Origin of the sequence: Caballeronia sp. BCC1704, assembly GCF_902833455.1 — a bacterium.
Classification (GTDB): domain Bacteria; phylum Pseudomonadota; class Gammaproteobacteria; order Burkholderiales; family Burkholderiaceae; genus Caballeronia.
On record NZ_CADFFT010000004.1, the window covers coordinates 392,108 to 408,378 of the forward strand.

General features: G+C 63.8%; 16 protein-coding genes. 10 read left to right on the forward strand and 6 right to left on the reverse strand.

The window, feature by feature from the left end:
* The first annotated feature begins 8 nt into the window (after positions 1-8).
* From ureC to ureG, 4 genes are read left to right on the forward strand one after another with little or no spacing between them, the layout of a single operon-like run.
* Positions 9-1,715 (forward strand): urease subunit alpha, encoded by a 1,707-nt coding sequence (gene ureC, locus HWX53_RS21595; protein ID WP_175944701.1) that lies wholly within the window; start codon positions 9-11, stop codon positions 1,713-1,715.
* Positions 1,716-1,722: 7 nt separating this feature from the next.
* Positions 1,723-2,301, forward strand: coding sequence for an urease accessory protein UreE (gene ureE / locus HWX53_RS21600; RefSeq protein WP_175944703.1), 579 nt, complete (start codon positions 1,723-1,725; stop codon positions 2,299-2,301).
* A complete protein-coding gene (locus HWX53_RS21605) occupies positions 2,288-2,968 on the forward strand; it encodes an urease accessory UreF family protein (protein WP_175945269.1) in 681 nt (226 codons plus the stop codon). Before ureE ends, HWX53_RS21605 begins: the two co-directional genes overlap by 14 nt.
* 25 nt (positions 2,969-2,993) lie before the next feature.
* Positions 2,994-3,644: an urease accessory protein UreG gene (ureG, locus tag HWX53_RS21610; protein WP_175944705.1), complete on the forward strand. Its 651-nt coding sequence runs from the start codon at positions 2,994-2,996 to the stop codon at positions 3,642-3,644.
* Positions 3,645-3,721: 77 nt separating this feature from the next.
* Here ureG and HWX53_RS21615 read toward each other — a convergent pair whose 3' ends face one another.
* The 4 genes from HWX53_RS21615 to waaC form a co-directional block, all read right to left on the reverse strand.
* On the reverse strand, positions 3,722-3,904 hold the full coding sequence (locus HWX53_RS21615) for a hypothetical protein (protein WP_175944707.1): 183 nt from the start codon (positions 3,902-3,904) through the stop codon (positions 3,722-3,724).
* Positions 3,905-4,072: 168 nt separating this feature from the next.
* Entirely contained in the window at positions 4,073-5,404 is a 1,332-nt protein-coding gene (waaA, locus tag HWX53_RS21620; protein ID WP_175945271.1) for a lipid IV(A) 3-deoxy-D-manno-octulosonic acid transferase, read from the reverse strand.
* A 50-nt stretch (positions 5,405-5,454) separates the two neighbouring features.
* The gene (locus HWX53_RS21625) at positions 5,455-6,339 is read right to left on the reverse strand and encodes a Kdo hydroxylase family protein (protein WP_175944709.1); all 885 of its coding nucleotides are present in this window, start codon (positions 6,337-6,339) and stop codon (positions 5,455-5,457) included.
* Positions 6,340-6,395: 56 nt separating this feature from the next.
* Positions 6,396-7,445 carry a lipopolysaccharide heptosyltransferase I gene (waaC, locus tag HWX53_RS21630; protein WP_347879170.1) on the reverse strand — a complete coding sequence of 350 codons (1,050 nt, stop codon included), beginning with the start codon at positions 7,443-7,445 and terminating at the stop codon, positions 6,396-6,398.
* A 130-nt stretch (positions 7,446-7,575) separates the two neighbouring features.
* On the opposite strand from waaC, the gene HWX53_RS21635 reads away from it, so the two are divergent.
* A complete protein-coding gene (locus tag HWX53_RS21635) occupies positions 7,576-8,007 on the forward strand; it encodes a DUF29 domain-containing protein (RefSeq protein WP_175945273.1) in 432 nt (143 codons plus the stop codon).
* Positions 8,008-8,059: 52 nt separating this feature from the next.
* On the opposite strand, the gene HWX53_RS21640 is transcribed toward HWX53_RS21635, so the two are convergent.
* Positions 8,060-9,460, reverse strand: a complete 1,401-nt coding sequence (locus HWX53_RS21640) for a phosphomannomutase/phosphoglucomutase (RefSeq protein ID WP_175944713.1) — start codon at positions 9,458-9,460, stop codon at positions 8,060-8,062.
* Between the two features lie 456 nt (positions 9,461-9,916).
* Between HWX53_RS21640 and HWX53_RS21645 the strand changes: the two genes are divergently transcribed.
* From HWX53_RS21645 to HWX53_RS21665, 5 genes are all read left to right on the forward strand, one after another.
* Positions 9,917-11,179, forward strand: coding sequence for an oligosaccharide flippase family protein (locus HWX53_RS21645; RefSeq protein WP_175944714.1), 1,263 nt, complete (start codon positions 9,917-9,919; stop codon positions 11,177-11,179).
* On the forward strand, positions 11,176-11,982 hold the full coding sequence (locus HWX53_RS21650; protein WP_175944715.1) for a glycosyltransferase: 807 nt from the start codon (positions 11,176-11,178) through the stop codon (positions 11,980-11,982). The genes HWX53_RS21645 and HWX53_RS21650 overlap by 4 nt, the downstream gene beginning before the upstream one ends.
* 37 nt (positions 11,983-12,019) lie before the next feature.
* Positions 12,020-13,159 (forward strand): glycosyltransferase family 4 protein, encoded by a 1,140-nt coding sequence (locus HWX53_RS21655; RefSeq protein ID WP_175944716.1) that lies wholly within the window; start codon positions 12,020-12,022, stop codon positions 13,157-13,159.
* A 21-nt stretch (positions 13,160-13,180) separates the two neighbouring features.
* Positions 13,181-14,239: a UDP-glucose 4-epimerase GalE gene (gene galE, locus HWX53_RS21660; protein ID WP_244140214.1), complete on the forward strand. Its 1,059-nt coding sequence runs from the start codon at positions 13,181-13,183 to the stop codon at positions 14,237-14,239.
* Positions 14,240-14,308: 69 nt separating this feature from the next.
* Positions 14,309-15,418, forward strand: coding sequence for a glycosyltransferase (locus HWX53_RS21665; RefSeq protein WP_175944717.1), 1,110 nt, complete (start codon positions 14,309-14,311; stop codon positions 15,416-15,418).
* Between the two features lie 58 nt (positions 15,419-15,476).
* Here HWX53_RS21665 and HWX53_RS21670 read toward each other — a convergent pair whose 3' ends face one another.
* Positions 15,477-16,172, reverse strand: coding sequence for a dienelactone hydrolase family protein (locus tag HWX53_RS21670; RefSeq protein WP_175944718.1), 696 nt, complete (start codon positions 16,170-16,172; stop codon positions 15,477-15,479).
* Positions 16,173-16,271 lie beyond the last annotated feature (99 nt).

The following is a 16,271-nucleotide window of genomic DNA, read 5'->3' on the forward strand; positions in this document are numbered from 1 at the left end:
TCAACGACATGACGCTACGCATCGGCCGCCGCGCATACGCGGAAATGTTCGGCCCGACCACCGGCGACCGCGTGCGCCTTGCGGACACCGATCTCATCATCGAAGTCGAACGCGACTTCACCACGTACGGCGAGGAAGTGAAGTTCGGCGGCGGCAAGGTGATTCGCGACGGCATGGGCCAGTCACAACGCACGTCCGCCGATGTGGTCGATACCGTCATCACGAATGCGCTGATTCTCGATCACTGGGGCATCGTGAAGGCCGATATCGGCATCAAGAGCGGGCGCATCTTCGCGATCGGCAAGGCGGGCAATCCCGACATTCAGCCGAACGTGACCATTGCGATCGGCGCGGCCACCGAAGTGATCGCGGGCGAAGGCATGATCGTGACGGCGGGCGGCATCGACACGCATATCCACTTCATCAGCCCGCAGCAGATCGACGAGGCGCTCGCAAGCGGCGTGACGACGATGCTCGGCGGCGGCACCGGCCCGGCCACGGGCACGAACGCGACGACCTGCACGCCGGGGCCGTGGCACATGGAACGCATGCTGCAAGCCGCCGATGGCTGGCCGATGAATCTCGGCTTTCTCGGCAAGGGCAACGCGAGCCTCCCCGAGCCGCTCATCGAGCAAGTGAAAGCCGGCGCCATTGGTTTGAAGCTGCACGAAGACTGGGGCACGACGCCCGCGGCCATCGACAACTGTCTCTCCGTCGCGGACGATACGGACACGCAAGTCGCCATCCACACGGACACGCTGAACGAAGCGGGCTTCGTCGAAACGACGGTCGCCGCGTTCAAGGGCCGCACGATCCACACGTATCACACGGAAGGCGCGGGCGGCGGTCATGCGCCGGACATCATCAAGGTGTGCGGCGAGCCGAACGTGCTGCCCTCGTCCACCAATCCGACGCGGCCCTACACCGTCAACACGCTGGACGAGCATCTCGACATGCTGATGGTGTGCCATCATCTGGACCCGTCGATTGCGGAGGACATTGCGTTCGCGGAGTCGCGCATTCGCCGCGAGACCATCGCGGCCGAGGACATTCTTCACGATCTCGGCGCGCTCTCGATGTTGTCGTCCGACTCGCAGGCAATGGGCCGCGTGGGCGAAGTCATCATCCGCACATGGCAGACGGCGCACAAGATGAAAGTGCAGCGCGGCGCGCTACCCGAAGACAACGCGCGCAACGACAACTTCCGCGCGAAACGCTATGTCGCGAAGTACACGATCAATCCTGCGATCACGCATGGCATCGCGCATGAAGTCGGTTCCATCGAGCCGGGCAAGTGGGCCGATCTCGTCTTCTGGGAGCCGGCGTTCTTCGGCGTGAAGCCCGCGATGATCGTCAAGGGCGGCATGATCGCGCTCGCGCAAATGGGCGATCCGAACGCATCGATTCCAACGCCGCAGCCGGTGCATTACCGCGAGATGTTCGCGACGCGCGGCGGCGCGCTCGGCAAGACATCGCTCACCTTCGTGTCGCAACTGGCGATGGAGTCGCGTATAACCGATCGTTATGGCCTGAAGAAACAGGTCGTCGCCGTGAAGAACTGCCGCAATGTGACGAAGGCCGACATGATTCACAATGCATGGCAGCCGTCCATCAGCGTCGATCCGCAGACCTATCAGGTGATCGCGAACGGACAACTGCTCACTTGCGATCCCGCCACCGTGCTGCCGATGGCGCAACGCTACTTCCTGTTCTGATCGTCTCATGCGTACCATCGACAAACGTCTTACCGCCAAACTCGCTTCCGTACTCATCAAGCGCGCGCCGACGCTGACGCTCGCTTTTGACGCGCGCTGCAAGAGCCGCCTCGCCGCCACGCTCGACAATGGCGAGGAAGTCGCGCTCGTGATGCCGCGCGGCACCGTGCTCGCGAACGACGATGTTCTCGTGGCCGACGACGGCGGGCTCGTGCGTATCATTGCAGCGGCCGAAGACGTGCTCGTCGTGCGCGCGGTGAACCCGCTCACGCTGATGCGCGTGGCCTATCACCTGGGCAATCGGCACACGCCCGTGGAGATTCACGCGGATCATCTGAAGCTCGAAGCCGATGCCGTGCTCGAAGACATGGTCGCGCGGCTCGGCGCCACCGTGACGCGTGAATCGCAGCCGTTCCAGCCGGAGACCGGCGCGTATGGCGGCGGTCACAAGCATGGTCATGACGAAACCTTCAGCGAAGACTACGCGATCGCGCAGAAGGTTTATCACGAACATCATGGGCACGATCATTCGTCGTGCGGCCATGATCATTCGCACGATCACCACCACAGTCATGCGCACGACTGAGCTCACTGCGCTCCTGCACCTCGCGTCGCCGGCGCTGCCTATCGGCGCGTTCAGTTATTCGCAGGGGCTCGAAGCCGCGATCGAACACGGCTTCATACGCGATGCCGACACCACGCGCGAATGGATCGCAAGCGGTCTCGCGAACGTGCTGGCGCGCGGCGAGTTGCCGTTCATCGCGCATCAAATGGAACGCTGGCGCGCGCACGATGCAGCATCGCTCGCGCATGCGAACGACGAGTACATCGCAAGCCGCGAGTCCGCCGAACTGCGGCGCGAAACCGAGCAGATGGGATGGTCCCTCGCGCAACTGTGCGCATCGCTCGAATGGGGCGATGCGGCGCGCCGCGACACGCTCGCCGCGATGAAGCCCATCGCGCAACCGACAGCGTTCGCATTCGCCGCATATGCCCACGATGCCGCGCCCGATGCCGCGCTTGCCGCGTATGCGTTTAGCTGGGTCGAGAATCAGGCGGCCGCCGCGTTGAAGGCCGTGCCGCTCGGTCAACTCGCGGGCCAGCGCATCATCGTCGCGTTGCGTGGGCCGATAGACGAAGCGGTGGCTCGCGCGCTGGTTACATCGCCCGATGAGATCAACACATTCGCGCCGCAACTCGGCATTCTTTCCGCGCGGCACGAGTCGCAATACTCGCGGCTCTTTCGCTCGTAACTTCTCTGCTTAGAACCGATATCGCATGAACGCTCCCGCTTATTCCGCCGCCGCTCGTCGAACGAAGAAACTGCCGCCGCTGCGCGTGGGCGTCGGCGGACCGGTCGGCTCCGGCAAGACGACGCTGCTCGAAATGCTCTGCAAGGCGATGCGCGATCGCTACGATCTCGTCGCCATTACCAACGATATCTACACGAAGGAAGATCAGCGTCTGTTGACCGTCGCCGGCGCTTTGCCCGCCGAGCGGATCATGGGCGTGGAAACGGGCGGCTGTCCGCATACCGCGATTCGCGAGGACGCGTCGATCAATCTGGAAGCGGTGGATCGCATGGTGTCGCGCTTCCCGGATGCAGATATCGTCTTCATCGAATCGGGCGGCGACAATCTGGCCGCGACGTTCAGCCCCGAACTCTCGGACCTGACCATCTACGTGATCGACGTAGCGGGCGGCGAGAAGATTCCGCGCAAGGGCGGGCCGGGCATCACGAAGTCGGATCTGCTCGTCATCAACAAGACGGACCTCGCGCCTTACGTGGGCGCGAATCTGGACGTCATGGCGTCGGATGCGAAAAAGATGCGCGGCGAGCGGCCGTTCGTCATGTGCAATCTGAAGGCGCTCGAAGGGCTCGATAGCGTGATCGCGTTCATCGAAAAGAAGGGCCTGCTCATCGGCTGAATGCCGCGCGGCCACCGGCGAACGGTGTCGCCAGCGGCCGCGCAGTTCCGGCTAACAAAACAGTTCAGCGAAACAGTTCAGCGCGGCCCGTGCCGCTGCTTCGCGCCGCCGCCCGCGCCGTGGTCCTTTCCGGCCTTGGTGTGATTCGCCGCATGCTGGCCGCTTGCGGGCTTGCTGCTGCTCGTCGTCGCAGGCTTGCCGGACTGCTTTTCTGCCTTGACGTCCTGCTCGGTCTTGCTGGTGGGCGGAGCTGTCTTCATGCTGGAGTCCTCTTCGTTCGCACAACGTTGAAACGATGCTTATCTCGCATGCGGATCGATCCGCGTGTGCCGGTCGCCTGTTTCCGACCGACCGTGCGCTTTACGCCTGTTGCTGCATAGGCAATCGATCCATTCATCGTTTCGCAAGCGTCATTCCACGAACCGCATCTAGTCGGCCTGACCGAGCCGCCCGCTCTCTTCTTCCAGCATGACGCCGAGGATTTCTACCGTCCGTTCCGTCGCTCCGCGATGCCGCGCCGCGAACGCCGCCGCCGCCGCGCTCATCGCGATGCGACGCGCCTTGTCGTTGAACAGTTCGCGCAAGCCCTGAGCGAGCGCCTGCGGACTGTCGACGCGCAACGCCGCGCCCGCCGCGATGGCGTCGTTGGTCGCCTGCGTGAAGTTGAACGTATGTGGCCCGATCAGCACCGGCACGCCCGCCGCGCACGCTTCGATCAGATTCTGCCCGCCGAGCGGCAGCAGACTTCCGCCGATGAACGCGAGGTCCGCGGCCGCGTAGTAAGCGCCGAGTTCGCCCATCGAATCGCCGAGCAAAACCTGCACGCTCGACGGCAACGGCGGCGGCACGTCCGCGCCCGATCCCGCCGCCACGGGCTTCGGCGCCCACACGGAACGGCGCGCGCTCGTCATGCCCGCGGTCGCGATCAGCGCGGAGACTTCGTCGAAACGTTGTGGATGGCGCGGCACGAGAATCAGCAGCGCGTTCGGCACGTTCAAAGCGGCGAACGCGCGCAGCACGAGCGATTCCTCGCCTTCGCGCGTGCTCGCCGCGACCCAGACGGGCCGCTCGCCGATGGCCGCGCGCCACGCCTGCCCGCGCGCGACGAGCTCGGGCGGCGCGGTCATGTCGAACTTGAGATTGCCGAGCACGGCCACGTTGCGCGCGCCGAGCGCGGTGAGCCGTTCGGCGTCCGAAGGCGTCTGCGCGAGCACGCGCGAAAAGCCGCCGAACACTTCGCGCACCGGACGCCCGAAACGCGCTGCCCGCCGATACGACCGCTCCGACATGCGCGCATTCGTCAGCACGAGCGGCACGTCGGCGCGACGGCATTCGTCGATGAGCGTCGGCCAGACTTCCGTCTCCATCACGATGCCGATCGACGGCCGCCACGCGCGCAGAAAACGCCGCACGAGATGCGGCAGATCGTACGGAAGATAGCTGCGCATCACGCGATTGCCGAACAGCTCGACGCCCGTCGCGCGGCCGCTCGGCGTCATGTGCGTGATGAGGAGACGCGCTTCCGGATGCGCCTTCATCAACGCTTCGATCAACGGCTGCGCCGCGCGCGTCTCGCCGACCGACACCGCATGCACCCAGATGAGCGGCGCGAGATCGTCGGCGCGGCGCGCGGGGCCGCGCCCGAAGCGTTCGCCGATATGCTCGCGATAGCCGCGCTCCTTGCGCGAGCGGATCAAAAGCCGCAGCACCGCGAGCGGCGCGACGATCCACCACATCGCGCGATAGATCGCCCTCAGCACGACAGCCGAGAGCGGCGCAGCGGGCGCGGACGGGGCGGAACGAGCGCCGCTCAAACGAGCGCCCTGCCCTTGAGCCGTTCGAGGATGCCGAGCGGCGCGTGATCGGGCCGCGCCATCGCTTTCACGGGCAGGAAGAAGGTCTGCTCCATCATGAACTGGCCGGACATCACCGCGTGCGATGTCTGATCGGAGAAACAGACCCACACCGAGCCGGGCGGAAACGGCATGGTTTCCTGCGGCGAGGACTTCTGATAATCGAGGTCGGCCTTCATCGCGTCGTGCAGATGCAGCATGAGATGGTCATACTCGCTGCGCTTGCTCTTGGTGATGTGCAGCAGATTCATGAGCCACGCCGAACCCGGCGCCTGCGGCTTGATATCGGGCAGAAAGCGCCGCGCCATCTGCTCGAACGGCTCGCCGACACGCCACACGCGCGGCGTACCGTTGGGGTTCACATTGGTGAAGACGCGCAGGATGCGCTCGCCGTAGTTGGGGCGCGACGGAAAGGCATCGACGTGCAGGCGGCTGTCGTCCTTGCGCCACGACGTTTCGCGCGTTTCCACCTGATGCAGCCGCAGGCTCGTCGGCGCGACGCGCAGCTTGCCGTCGTATTCGGGAAAGAGGCCGTCGACGAGCAAGCGCGCATTCGCCTGATACCGCGCGATGAGCGAGCGCACCGCCGACTGCATCACGTTGTCGCCGAGCACGCCGTTGAGCGCGCCGCCGTTGGGCGCGAGGCTGATGTTCTTGCGCTTCGGGTCCGCGATTTTCGGGTCGAGCAGCGCGCGCTCGCCGCCTTCGATAGCAAAGCGCAGATTGGGAAAATAGAGGACCTTGCCGTCTTCCACGCCGGCAAGCAGCGCCTCGCGCGGCACCGACAGGTTCTTGCCCTGCCAGTCGCACGAAGTCACTTCGATGATTTGAGATTCCGTCATGTGCTCTCGAACTTGAGTTGGCTCGCGCACGGCGCCAAGGCGACTGACCCGACGCGTTACAGCAGGCCGAAACCTGCGAGCGCGGCCTTCACTTCCGAGAGCGTCGGATGCCGGCTCGCGTCGCCCAGGTTGATCACGTTCGGCGACCAGTAACCGCCTGTGCGCCATGCGGTCGAGAAATTGTACAACTCGACGGTCGGCCGCTTCAGCGCTGCGGCAATATGAACGAGGCCCGTGTCGACGCCGACGGTCGCGGCTGCGCCGTCGATCAGACCGACCACTGCGGGCAGCGAGAGCTTCGGCGGCACGATGGCCGCCGCGCCGAACTCCTTCGCGAGCTTTTCGCTCGTCGCGCGCTCGGCCTCGCTGCCCCACGGCAGGACGATGGACGCGCCGCGCGTCACGAGCGCCTGTCCCAGTTCGATCCACGCGGCTTCGGGCCATTGCTTGTCCGCGCGGGACGTGGCGTGCACGAAGGTGACGTACGGCACCGGCAGATTCAGCCCGAGCGCGGACACGGCGAGCGCGGCGCGGCGCGTGTCGATGCCGAAGTCGATGTCGTCGGTCGTCTGCGGGCGCGGCAAATCGAGCGCGGCGGCGACAAGCTGGCGCGTACGTTCGACGACATGCGTGCGCGGCTCGATCGGCACGCGCCGGTCATAGAAGAAGCGCACGGGCCATTCGAAGCCTGCACCGTCCGTGCGATTCGCGAGCCCGACGAGCGGCCCGCGCGCCCAGCTTGCGACCCATGCGGTCTTGATGAGCCCCTGGCAATCGATGACGAGATCGTACTTTTCGGCCGCCAGTTCACGCCGGAACTTGGCGATCTCGCGCCAGTTCGCCGCGGACGCGAAGCCCTTGCGCCAGCGTCTGAGCGAGAACGGAATCGCGCGGCGCACGCCACTGACCAGTTCGACGAGGCTCGCGAAACTCTCTTCCACGAGCCAGTCGATTTGCGCATCGGGATAGCGGCGGCGAATGTCGGCGATGGCCGGCATGTTGTGAACGACGTCGCCAAGCGACGACACCCGGACGATCAGGATCTTTTGCACGCTGTGAGAAAGAGGCGCTGGCTCGCGCGACGAAGAGGAAACGGGAGCGGGGATTTTAGCGCGGGTTGGTTGGGAGGCGGGGTGGTTCACGAGTCGGGGAAGCTCTTTCGCGGCAAAAAAAATCGGTAACATGCTGATGACCGGTGAAGCTGAACCGAATATCCGATCAAGAAAGGAGTACGCGATGGGAACGCGTTACGAACAGGACGTCGTGGCATGGGCGCGCGAGCAGGCAGCACTGCTGCGTGCTGGTAACTTCTCGGCCATCGACGTGGAACATATCGCAGAGGAAATCGAGGACGTGGGCAAGAGCGAGCAACGAGAACTATCGAGCCGCATGGCGGTGCTGCTGGCGCATTTGCTCAAATGGCAATATCAGCCGGGACGCCGTGGTTCGAGCTGGCAACGCACGATCAAGGAACAGCGCCGCGCCGTGGGCGTGGCGCTGCAAAAGACGCCCAGCCTGAATGCTTCATTGCGCGACCCGGATTGGCTCGTAGGTACATGGGCCGATGCCGTGTCCAAAGCGGCTGAAGAAACGGGCTTGGATGTCTTTCCGGAAGAACTTCCGTGGTCGGCTGACCAGATCCTCTCGCCCGCGTTCTACCCCGAATAAGCAAACAAAAACGGCGCGACCTCCCGATCGCGCCGTCTTCGCAAAGCCCCGATCAGAACGGCAGCTTCGCGTCCGCCTTCTCCGCCAGAATCACGCGGCGGAAGTCTTCCTGAATGCGCTTCAATGCTTCTTCGCTATCCGCTTCGAAACGCATCACGACCACGGGCGTCGTATTCGACGAACGCGCGAGACCGAAGCCATCCGGGTATTCGACGCGCAAGCCGTCGATCGTCAGCACGTCGTCCGCGCCTTCGAACTTCGCCGATTTCTGCAGGCGCGAAATGAGTTCAAAGTTCTCGCCCTCTTCCAGCTTCAATTGCAGTTCCGGCGTCGACAGCGAGTTCGGCAGGTCGTTGAGCAGCTTGCTCGGATCGTCCACGCGCGACAGAATTTCGAGCATGCGCGCGCCCGTGTACAGGCCGTCGTCGAAGCCGTACCAGCGGTCCTTGAAGAACACGTGGCCGCTCATCTCGCCCGCGAGCGGCGCGCCCGTTTCACGCAGCTTCGCCTTCACGAGCGAGTGGCCCGTCTTCCACATCACCGGCTCGCCGCCCTGATCGCGTACCCACTTCGCGAGATTGCGCGTGCACTTCACGTCATAGATGATCTGGCCGCCCTTGTTGCGCGACAGCACTTCCTGCGCGAACAGCATCAACTGACGATCGGGGTAGATCACCTGGCCGTCCTTCGTCACGACGCCCAGACGGTCGCCGTCGCCATCGAACGCGAAGCCCACTTCGGCGTCCGTTTCCTTCAGCGCGCGAATCACGTCCTGCAGATTCTCGGGATGCGCCGGGTCCGGGTGATGGTTCGGGAAATTGCCGTCGATGTCCGTGAAGAGTTCGACGAGCTCGCAGCCGAGCGCCTTGAAAAGACGCGGCGCGAGACCGCCCGCGACGCCGTTGCCCGTATCGACGACGATCTTCATCGCGCGCACCGGCTTCACGTCCGACACGATGCGGTCGAGATACATCTGCGATACGTCGAACTCGGTGTAGCTGCCTTCGCCCGAGCTGAAGTCGTCATTGACGATGCGCTGATACAAGCCTTGAATCTGCTCGCCGTAGATGGCCGCGCCGCGCAGGACCATCTTGAAGCCGTTGTAATCGGGCGGATTGTGGCTGCCCGTCACGACGATGCACGAATCCACGCGCCGTTCGCCCGAAGGCAAAGGCAGCGGCACGCTCGCCGCGAAATAGCCGACGGGCGTGGGCACCATGCCGATATCGACCACGTCGACGCCCGCTTCGCGCAGGCCGTTCGCGAGCGCGCCGACGAGTTCGGGACCGGAGAGCCGGCCATCGCGCGCGACGACGACCGAATCGCCGCCCTGCTTGCGGATCTCGCTGCCGAACGCGCGGCCGATGCTCTTCGCGACATCGCTATCGACCGTCTTGCCGACGATCCCGCGAATGTCGTACGCCTTGAAAATGGACTGGGATACTTGGCTCATGAGATGGCTACCTCTTCTGTATTTAATTGATGAATTCTCGGCGATGCAGCCATAAGGGCGTGCAGGTCGTGACGATATGAGCGCGCCCGACCACACCAGCATGCGCGCGAACGACTGCGAGGCATGACATGACGAATGCTGCGCATGCGTATTCAAGCATCGCGAAACAGGCAAGCCAGTTTGAAAGCTCGTGCGAAGGAAGCCTTTCCGTTCGCACTTATAATCGCTGTCTTTCAGCGCCTTCGACGTTGCGCGCCGCGGTTCAAGCCTGCGCATTCATTCTAATCCAATGCCTATACGCTCTTTCGCCTTCTGCCCGACGAATGAGGCGCGTTCGCGCGCAAACGCACAAAACTTGACCCACATTCACGGTGATACGCGTCCCCGGACGCTACTGCACAGCGAACAGGTTCCAGTAGCACGCCGCATGCCTGAGCCTCCGGACGGACAAAGCGCATGAAGATGCTCATGCGCTCGGGTAATCCGGACGTCGCCCGCGCGCTTACCAACATCGTCTGGCTGGGGCTCGAACGGCTCACGCAGATCGCTGTCGCCATCGTCATTTCGGGCCTGCTCGCGCGCTATCTCGGCCCCGATGCGTTCGGCAAATGGCAATACGCGAACACGCTCTTGCTCGTCATCGCGCCGATCACATGGGTGTGCGGCGCGGAGATTCTGGTGCCGACCATCGTCGCGAAGCCGCCCGCCGAAACCGGCGCAGTGCTCGGCAGCGCGTTCGTGCTGCGCATGAGCGTGTCCGTCGTCGCGCTCTTGCTGACGTGGGCATGGATCGCGGTAGGCGGCGTGGACCCGCTCGTCGGCGCGATGCTCGCGGGGCTTGCCGTCACCATGCTGTTTCGCGAGCCGTTTATCGGCGTCATCAACGCGTGGCTGCAAAGCATGACCTACAGCAAGCCGCAATTGACCGCGAGCATGTTCACGGCCATCGCAAAGGCCGCGCTCGTGTATCTGCTCGTGCGCATGGCCGCGCGCGCGTCGGGCTTCGGCTGGCTGTGGGCGCTGGAAGCCGCGTTGATCGGCGCGGCGCTCGTCGTCTATTACATGCGACGTCATGGCGGCACGCTCGGCTGGCGCTTCGATCGCACGCTCTTTCGGCACTTCGCGAGCGCAGGCACCGTGTTTTGGCTCGGGCTCATTTGCATGTATCTGTTCCTGAAGCTCGACCGGTTGATGCTCGCGCATCGCGTGTCGTTCGCGGAGCTTGGGCTCTATTCGGCCGCGCAACAGTTGAACGAGAACTGGATCGCGCTCGCGCTGATGCTTTCGCAAACCATCGCGCCGGCGTTCGTGTATCGCGTGCAGGAAACGCCGCGCCTCAAGCGCAACCTGCTGCGCCTCTTCGCGATGACCGCCGCGCTGATGATCGCGGGCGCCGCCGTTCTCGATGCGCTCGCGGGCTTCATCATCGCGCGCGTGTTCGGGCCCAATTACGCGGGCGCGGCGAGCATCTTTCGCTGGGCCGTGTGGCTTTCGGTGCCCGCGGGCATCGAGGCGATCGGCAATCTCGTCGTGTTGAAATTCCAGGCGAGGTACGTGCTGTTGTCGAAGTGGCTGCTTGCGCTCGCCGTCGCATTTGCGGTGAACGCGTGGGCCATTCCCCGCTTCAACGGATACGGCGCGCTCGTCGGTCTGGCGGCGGGTTATCTCGCGGCGGCGTCGGTCAACTTCTACTACATTCGATTCCGGCTGCGCGCATGAACGCCCTATCCGATGTCGCCATCCTCATGCCCGCGTTCAACGGCCAGTCCGAAGTGGAACGCACGCTCGCGTCGTTTCGCGAGGCGTCGCCGGTGCGCGTGTTGATCGTCGATGACGGCAGCACGCCGCCGATTGCCGCGCCTTTCATCGACGGACTCGACATCGAGATCCTGCGCATGGCGAAGAACGTCGGCATCGAGCGCGCGTTGCAAGCGGGCATCGACGCGCTCGCCGAACGCGGCGTCCGCTACGCGGCGCGCATCGATGCGGGCGATCTCGCGACGCCCGGCCGCCTCGCGAAGCAACGCGCGTATCTGGAGGCGCATCCGCATGTGGCGGTGCTCGGCATGTGGACGCATGTCGTTGCGACGAACGGTGCGCCGCTTTTCGACCTTACGCCGCCCACCGATACGGCCGCGATCCGCCGCGCCATGCTCGCGCGCTCGTGCTTCGCCCATCCGTCGCTGATGCTGCGTGTCGATGCGGTGCGCGAAGTCGGCAACTATCGCGCGGACTATCGCGCGGCCGAAGACCTCGATCTGGTGCTGCGTCTCATGGCGCGCTACGACGGCGCGAATCTGCCGGAATTCGGCCTCTTTTACGAACTGAACGAAGCGGGCATCAGCGCGACCAAGCGCCGGACACAAGCGCTGTCAACGCTGCGCCTGCAATTGCGTTACTTCCGTGCGGCGAATCCGTTCGACTGGATCGGCGTCGCGAAAAGCATCGCTCACTTGCTGCTGCCCTATCGCGCGCTGCGCGGACTCAAGGCGAAGCTCTTCAAGGCATCGTCGCCGGCATGAGGCCGGCGGCATCGCGCGACACAACCATAAGCACCGGATGAACAAAGCCAAGTCCAGCCTACGCATCGCCCTCGTGTGCAACACGGCGTGGGCCATCTACACGTATCGTCGCGGCGTGCTGCGCATGTTGACCGAACGCGGCGCGCAGGTGACGATCATCGCGCCGCGCGACCGCACGTTCGAGCCGCTCATCGAAATGGGCTGCCGTTGCGTGGAATTGCCGGTGGCGTCCAAAGGCACGAACCCGCGTGAAGATCTCAAGACGATGATGGCGCTGTACCGCGAATATCGCGCGACGCGTCCGCATCTCGTGTTCCATTACACGATCAAGCCGAACATCTACGGCTCGCTTGCCGCGATGTTGGCGCGCGTGCCGTCCATCGCGGTGACGACGGGTCTGGGCTACGTGTTCATTCAGAAGAGCCGCACCGCGCAGATCGCCAAGCGTCTTTATCGCTTCGCGTTCCGCTTTCCGCGCGAGGTGTGGTTCCTCAATCGCGACGATCATCAGGCTTTTGTCGATGAGAACCTGCTCGCGCATCCCGACCGTGCGCGTCGTTTGCACGGAGAAGGCGTCGATCTGGATGACTTCTCGCTCGTGCCCTTGCCGCGCCGCGAAGACTTCGTGTTCATACTCATCGGGCGGCTGCTGTGGGATAAGGGCGTCGCCGAATACGTCGAGGCGGCGCGGCGTTTGCGCCGGCGTTATCCGCACGCGCGCTTCCAATTGCTCGGGCCCGTGGGCGTGGATAATCCCAGCGCGATCAGCCGCACGGACGTCGAGGCGTGGGAACGTGAGAATATCGTCGAGTATCTGGGCGAAGCAAACGATGTGCGCCCGCTCGTCGCGGCGGCCGATTGCGTCGTGCTGCCGTCGTATCGCGAAGGCGTGCCGCGCACGCTGATGGAAGCCTCCGCGATGGGCCGCCCGATCGTCGCCACCGACGTCCCCGGCTGCCGCGAAGTGGTCGAACACGGCGTAAACGGCCTGCTGTGCGAGGTCAAAAGCGCCGACAGCCTCGCCGAACAACTCGAACGCATGCTGACGCTGCCGATCGAAGAACGCGAGGCGATGGCCCAACGCGGCCGCGAGAAAGTCGCTCGCGAATTCGACGAGAAGAACGTCGTCGAACGATACAAGAGCACAATACACGCCATTACCGGCATTTCACTCTGATTTGCGCTTCCTGGAGAGCACATGATGAACGGCAACATGTCGCCGAACGACGCTGGACAAGATACCAAGGGCACGATTCTCGTGACGGGCGGCGCGGGCTTCATCGGTTCGCATACGTGCGTCGAATTGCTCGACGCGGGTTACGACGTCGCGGTGATCGACAACCTCGTCAATAGCCGCGCGGAATCGCTGAACCGCGTGGAGCGCATCACGGGCAAGCGCGTCGCGTTCTATCAGGAAGACGCGCGCGACGAAGCCGCGCTGAACCGCATTTTCGACGCACACGCCATCACCGGCGCGATCCATTTCGCGGCGCTGAAGGCCGTGGGCGAATCGGTCGCAAAGCCGATCGAGTATTACAGCAACAACATCGGCAGCCTGCTCGCCGTGCTCAACGTGATGCGCGAACGGAACGTCCGCAACTTCGTGTTCAGCTCCTCCGCAACGGTGTACGGCGTGCCGCAAAGCGTGCCCATCGACGAGAGCTTTCCGCTTTCGGCGACGAACCCGTATGGTCAGTCGAAGCTCATCGCCGAACAGATTCTGCGGGATCTCGAAGTCTCCGATCCGTCGTGGCGCATCGCGACGCTGCGCTATTTCAACCCGGTCGGCGCACATGAAAGCGGCTTGATCGGCGAGGACCCGGCAGGCGTTCCGAACAACCTGATGCCGTATGTCGCGCAGGTCGCGGTCGGCAAGCTGGACAAGCTGCGCGTATTCGGCAGCGATTACGACACGCACGACGGCACCGGCGTGCGCGACTATATTCATGTGGTGGATCTGGCGCGCGGCCACATTGCAGCCATCGACGCACTGCGCTCGCTCGATCGCAGTTTCGTCGTCAATCTCGGCACGGGCCACGGTTATAGCGTGCTGGATGTCGTGAAGGCGTTCGAAGCAGCCTCGGGCAAGCGCGTGCCGTATGAACTCGTGCCGCGCCGCCCCGGCGATGTGGCCTCGTGCTACGCCGATCCCGCCGCCGCCGCGAAGTTGCTCGGCTGGCGCGCGGAACACGGCATCGAGCGCATGTGTGCCGATCACTGGCGCTGGCAGTCGCAGAACCCGCAAGGGTTCGCATAAAGCGGCGCCGAGCCTCGCATCGTCCATTAGCGGCGATGCGAGGCGGCTGTCATCAACTGGTCTACTTTCATGCTTAGTTTCGCGCTTGCTTTTCTGGTCTCGCTCTTCGTGACCTTGTTGATCGTGCGCTTTGCGCACTTGCAGGAAGGCGTGCTCGGCGATACCGATCTCGCCGGCGTGCAGAAGTTTCACGCGCGGCCGGTTCCGCGCATCGGCGGCGTCGGCATTCTGTGCGGACTCGCCGCCTCCGCCGTGCAATTGCGATGGAGTTATCCGCTCGTGTCGGGCGGCATCCTCGGCATCATCGCGTGCGGCTTGCCTGCGTTTCTCTCCGGGCTTCTGGAAGACTTGACCAAGCGCGTGACGCCGCTCGTGCGTCTCATCTGCACAATGGCCGCTGCCGGTCTCGCGTATGCGCTGCTCGATATCGCGGTGACGCGCATCAGCGTGCCGCCGCTTGATTTTCTGCTCTCCTACGCAATCGTTTCATGCGCTGTGACGGTGCTCGCCGTGGCGGCGCTCGCCAACGCGGTGAACATCATCGACGGCTTCAACGGCCTCGCGTCGATGGTCACGTTCATGATGTTCGCGTCGCTCGCTTACGTCGCGTTCCAGGTTCACGATCCGGTCGTGCTGTCGGGATCGCTCATCATGATGGGCGCGGTGATGGGCTTCTTCATCTGGAATTTTCCCGCCGGCCTCATCTTTCTCGGCGATGGCGGCGCGTACTTCGTCGGCTTCATGCTCGCGGAACTCGCGATCATGCTCGTCATGCGCAACCGCGATGTATCGGCATGGTATCCGGTGCTGCTCTTCATGTACCCGATCTTCGAGACGTGCTTCTCGATCTATCGCAAGAAGTTCATTCGCGGCATGTCGCCCGGCATTCCGGACGGCGTGCATCTGCATATGCTCGTCTACAAGCGGCTGATGCGCTGGGCAGTCGGCGTACAGAACGCGCGCGAACTCACGCGGCGTAACTCGCTGACGTCGCCCTATTTGTGGTTGCTGTGCCTCATCGCGGTGATTCCCGCCACGCTCTTCTGGCGTCATACGGTGCATCTGTTCTGCTTCGTCGTGGTCTTTGCGGCCACATATGTCTGGCTCTATGTCAGCATCGTTCGCTTCAAGGTGCCGCGCTGGATGGTGTTTCGCCGGCCGCATCCGATGAAGAAGTAGTCCATTGCGCACGACGACAACGCCGCCCTCCTCCGGGCGGCGTTGTCATTTTGGTGCCTTATTTCAGGTGCTTTGCGAAGAAATCGGCCGTGCGCGTGTTTGCGAGCTTCGCCGCCGCTGCATCGTAGTGCGCGCCATGATGGCGCGCGAAGGCATGGTGACAGCCCGGATACGTGTACGCCTCGATGTTGGCGTGACCTTGAACGGCGGCCAATACGCGATTGCGCGCATCGGCATCGATGAACTCGTCCTGTTCCGCCAGATGAATGAGCAACGGCGCCTCGATCTTCGGCAACTCGCTCAAGTGCTGGTCCGTGCCGCCGCCGTAGTAAGAAACGGCGGCGTCGATATCGGTGCGCGCGGCCGTCAGAAACGATAGCAGGCCGCCCAGACAAAAGCCGACCGATCCGACCTTGCCCTGCACCTGTTCTAGACCGCGCGCGAAGCCGATGGTCGCGGCGATATCCTCGACGCCCGTGTTCAGGTCGAATGCGTTGTAGTACTTCATCGCCTGCTGCCACTCGGCCTCGGTGCGATCGGTGAGATTCACATTCGGCTCGAGTCGCCAGAACAGGTCAGGACATAGCGCGACATAGCCTTGTCGCGCGTATTCGTCGGTGGTTTCGCGCATGTCGCCGTTGATGCCGAAGATTTCCTGCAGAACGACGATGGCAGGCGCGGGCGTTTCCGCCGGATACGCGACGTAGGCGTCGAAGTCGCCATCGGGCGTCGAGATGCTGAGCATGTCGGACATGTGTGTCTCCATTGAGCGGCACTACGCTATTTCATAGGCGAAAAAAGAAACGCGCGCCAGCATCGAATAGCTGGCGCGCGCTGCGCATTTTTCCGCGAC